Source organism: Occallatibacter sp. (assembly GCF_049582745.1).
Lineage (GTDB): Bacteria > Acidobacteriota > Terriglobia > Terriglobales > Acidobacteriaceae > Telmatobacter.
The window spans coordinates 1-4,069 of the sequence record NZ_JBAUUO010000053.1 but is presented as its reverse complement, the minus strand read 5'-3'; the positions used below and the strand labels follow the sequence as shown (position 1 = coordinate 4,069).

The 4,069-nt window shown below is 55.3% G+C and carries 4 protein-coding genes; 3 read left to right on the top strand and 1 reads right to left on the bottom strand.

The window, feature by feature from the left end; translation table 11 throughout:
* Positions 1-1,336 precede the first annotated feature (1,336 nt).
* Positions 1,337-2,251 carry a response regulator gene (locus WCA10_RS07255; protein WP_472821840.1) on the top strand — a complete coding sequence of 305 codons (915 nt, stop codon included), beginning with the start codon at positions 1,337-1,339 and terminating at the stop codon, positions 2,249-2,251.
* 167 nt (positions 2,252-2,418) lie between these two features.
* Here WCA10_RS07255 and WCA10_RS07250 read toward each other — a convergent pair whose 3' ends face one another.
* Entirely contained in the window at positions 2,419-2,757 is a 339-nt protein-coding gene (locus WCA10_RS07250) for a histidine triad nucleotide-binding protein (RefSeq protein ID WP_472821839.1), read from the bottom strand.
* A gap of 35 nt (positions 2,758-2,792) precedes the next feature.
* Here WCA10_RS07250 and WCA10_RS07245 point away from each other — a divergent pair, with 35 nt between their 5' ends.
* Positions 2,793-3,194, top strand: a complete 402-nt coding sequence (locus WCA10_RS07245; protein ID WP_472821838.1) for a hypothetical protein — start codon at positions 2,793-2,795, stop codon at positions 3,192-3,194.
* A gap of 207 nt (positions 3,195-3,401) precedes the next feature.
* Positions 3,402-3,788 carry a response regulator gene (locus WCA10_RS07240; RefSeq protein WP_472821837.1) on the top strand — a complete coding sequence of 129 codons (387 nt, stop codon included), beginning with the start codon at positions 3,402-3,404 and terminating at the stop codon, positions 3,786-3,788.
* Positions 3,789-4,069: the final 281 nt, after the last annotated feature.

Here is a 4,069-nt window from a genome sequence, read left to right as displayed (position 1 = left end):
AAAAATGAGCTGCAAAAGAGAACCGTTCTTGGATACACTCTGTCATCAAAGGCCGCTCCTTTTGTAAGCATTTAGCTACGCTTCGACAACGCAGTTATGCCACAAAAACAGCGGCCTTTTCCCACTCTCTTTTTCCCGGACCTTTACTTCTTGCCTACTCCCCGTGAGAAATGCAGGCTAGTCCTTCCATTCAAAACTGGACTTAGCAAGTCCGATTGTGTGCCGTGCAGGATCTCGGATCTCTTGAATTACGTCGAGTTGAGTACGCCTGATTGGAGACTTGGGAGCACTGTTTTCGATATGGAATCTACCATTTTTTGAAGTCCTGCACCGCAGGTTTACTAGAATCAAAACGGCAGAGGCTCTGCGAAACCCGCAACTTGATGAAAGCAAACAAAATTCAGAACGGCACGTCGATTGCTACTTGGAAGGTGCCAGTGATGTACCGGCTGCTGGAGAGATTCCGGCCAGCCCGCAAAAACAGCAGACGCTCGGCAAGAGCAGCCGCCAACGAAGCGGCAGACCGGTCGAGAGAGCCTGTAAAGGGCGCGGTGGAAATAACCACCGCCCGTAATTTGCTGGGAGGCCAGTGACCAGCGCAGGGACATGAAACGCCACTCAATTGAGTGGCGTTTCATGCGTTCGGGCGATTCAACGTAACGATTCAACTTCACCAGGGGTTCCTTCGCGGTTACGCTTGTACCTCCTATGCGGGAGTGGGGACTACTTGCGCGGGGGCCCATAAGCCTGTAGTATCGAGATTGCCTATCAAGCGGCTGAAGCGAACCACCCGGATTGGGGCAGAGCCGGCTCGCCGCTTACAAAAGATACTTCGCAACCAGAATCAGCCGAACAGGCGAAAGCGGCGAAGAATCCTATAGGACAGGCATCACCCCAGGAAACGAAGGCCGAGTCGCACCGATCAGTTCAACCGGAGAGTGCTGTTGTAGGGATCGGGCAGAAGGCTTAAACGTTTTGAATGGATGTTTGGCCCTGGAGTCGCATCGAAGGATTAGCGGTTATTCCCGGCAGGGATCTTCGCGACAAGGAATGGTCGATGGAGTAAACGGGAATGCTGCAATGCGTCGGGCAGGAAAGGTACACCCACCGTTAGCGCGTCGTGGGTTACGCAAATGACGTGGTAGATTGCGTTCGAAAATACTGTTCCTCCGGCAAATTCCGTGGCTTCAATGACAGGCGGGTATCTGCCCGGCAAGGTGCCTCGCGTCTAAGCGAGATGTGCGGGCTGGAAATCAGAATTCAGCAGCCCCAGAGATGGAAGAGCTGAAGCAAGAGAAATAATGCAATCCATAGCAAAGTGCCAGGAAGTGCACGCATGACAACAGAACCGACGATACCCCAGCCCGAGCTGGGGTCGGCCCAGGCGAATGGCCAGGGACAGTCGCAAGGACATCGGCGCCGTAGGCGTCGTCGCAAAAACAAGTCGAACCAGCCGGGTGGTCAGCCGCAGGGGCAGATTCAGCAGAATCAGCCGCAGCCGGCGCAGCCGCAGATGCAGGCTCCGCTGCAGCCGCAGCAACAGGCCGGACCGCCGAAGCAGGGTTCGGGCCGCCACCGGAAAAAGAAGAAATTCTTTCAGCAAAAGGCCAATACTCCGCAGCCGCAGCCGGGCAACAGCATCGCTCCGCAGCACAACGGCCGGCGCAAAGAGAGACAGAGGGGCCCGCGAACATTTGTCGGTCCGATGGACCACAGCTATCGCACCGTCAATGGAAATGTAGCCGACGGACCGCCTTCGACCATTCCCACTGCAGGCAACGGCCACCACGGCTACTACAACGACGTGAACGCCGGGTCGCCCGCAGTTCCGGTGAAGGCCGGTGCCCCCACACGCATCTTCTGTTTCATCGACGACCTGTTTTTTCAGGCCAAGATTCAGGAGACTGCGAAGAAGCTCGGCGTCAAGGTGGAGTTCGTAAAGGGCGAGAAGGAAACCGTGTCGCGCATCATTGACGCACCGGAGGCGGAGAAGCCGACGTTGGTGGTCTTCGATCTGAACAACCTGAATGCAAAACCGATGACGCTGATTCCGAAGTTCAAAACAAAATTCAAAAAGGCGACATCGATTATCGGATTCCTCAATCATCTGCAGGGCGACCTGAAGATGAAAGCCATCGAAGCCGGATGCGATACGGTGATGCCGCGCTCGGCGTTTTCGCAGAGCCTGCCCAACCTGCTGCGCCGGTATGGATTGGAAGAGGAAGACGAGTACGTACCGCAGCCGATCTGAAGACAGGGAATCGGGATCAGAAACAAACAAGAGGGAGCCAACATTGATGCTGGCTCCCTGTTCTATTTCCCGATCGAAGATCAAGTGGGCCCGAAACGCCGCCTTTTTGTCATTAGGGCTTGTTTCTCATCCTTTTGTTTTTTGCTCCCTATTCTTTTTCTCTGCTTTTACCCCGGTGGCCATGTGAACAACCGACCGCCGAGCAGGTGGACGTGGATGTGGTCAACGGTCTGTCCGCCATCTTCTCCGGTGTTGATGACGGTGCGGTAGCCCTCGGTCAGTCCCTTGATGCGCGCAATCTCCGCAGCCACCCAATGCAGATGGCCGACCAGTGCGCCGTGCTCTTTTGACGCATGGGCAATCGAAGCGATGTGCTCGCGCGGAACAATCAGCACGTGTACCGGTGCCTGTGGGTTGATGTCGGCAAAAGCGTAGCACTGGTCGTCCTGGTAGACGGCCTTGGAGGGGATGCTTCCTTCGATGATCCGGCAAAAGAGGCAACTCATGACTGAGGGAAAGTCTATCGCAAGGACGAGTTCAAATGTCCGGGTTGCCGGTTCAGCCTTTGCAGTTCTTCATGGTCTCAAGTCAGATGGAGCGGGGCCTGGCCAGCGAAAGCGGATCAGGCGCGGACCGGATCGCGGTGCTCATGCTTCTCCGCTTCGTCCTTGGCGTCGAGAAAACGCCGAACAACCTGGGAGAGGTTTCGCTTGAAAGGACGAACGGAAGCAATCGGAACATCGACAAGTCGATGCTTGCCGCTTCGTTCCATGAGCTGAACAACCTGGCGAAATCGGTCTACGTGCATAACGATAAAGAAGCCGTTTCGTCCGTCAACCCGTACCACCTCACCCGAGAGAGGGGTTTTTCCGGACTGCCGATCCGATTTAATTACAATGCAGGATATAGCGGAACTCACTGGACACCTCAACAAAATGAGTGACTTCCGGCGACGCTTTTCTAGACACGACCGCACCCTGACAGAGATGCAGTAGCGGATAGTGAGGTTGTTCGAGCGAAATGCGCCTTCTCGATTGCGTCTATGGAATTGCGTATATGAGCGTGCTGCCTGACTTTCCATCGCGACCGCGGTCAGCATCAAATCGTATGACTGCGGAGGCATAGTTTTTCGTGGCCGATAGGAGACTTCATGACCACGGAACCTGGTGGCCGAACGGTGCTGGTGATCGACGATGACCGCGTGCTTGCCGATACTCTTTCAGACATCCTGAGAAAGCACGGATTTAAGCCCGTTGCGCTGTATAGCGGAGAAGAGGCTCTCGAACTGGTCGCGCGGTTTCGGCCTGACATAGTGCTGAGCGACATTCGCATGAGCCAACTGGACGGCATCGAGACGGCGAAACGCATTCGATTGCTGCATCCGGAGTGCCGGATCATCCTGTTTACAGCCCACACCGTATCCACCGCGTTGGTTAAATTGACCCACGGACTAGGCTTCGAGCTTTTGCAGAGGCCGCTGCACCCGGAGCATGTACTTACTGCGCTTTCCCAGCATCCTGATGCGCATGGCGTCTAGCTGGACCGCGTGTGCAATCCGCGCGCTGCGATGGACTGATTTGGGTGATCAAAATCGGCCATAGAGTAACTGTTGAATGGGCACTAAAGTATCCATTTTTGTTACCCCAACAGTGGATTGACTTGAAAACAGCCCCCACGTAACGTCAGGCTTAGCCTGGATGTCTCACACGTACTGAGTTTTTTGAGGTTGAAGCTTAGCGTGCGTGTTTTGGCGGCTTGTGAGTTGCATCGAGGGGCAGTATGCGCCGAGGGCGCGGCCCGGGTAAGCGGGGTGGACGT

Bases quoted from the DNA above. Each gene is read 5' to 3' on its own strand.
- WCA10_RS07255 (WP_472821840.1), top strand. From the start codon at position 1,337: ATGACAACAGAACCGACGATACCCCAGCCCGAGCTGGGGTCGGCCCAG.
- WCA10_RS07250 (WP_472821839.1), bottom strand. From the start codon at position 2,757: ATGAGTTGCCTCTTTTGCCGGATCATCGAAGGAAGCATCCCCTCCAAG.
- WCA10_RS07245 (WP_472821838.1), top strand. From the start codon at position 2,793: ATGTCCGGGTTGCCGGTTCAGCCTTTGCAGTTCTTCATGGTCTCAAGT.
- WCA10_RS07240 (WP_472821837.1), top strand. From the start codon at position 3,402: ATGACCACGGAACCTGGTGGCCGAACGGTGCTGGTGATCGACGATGAC.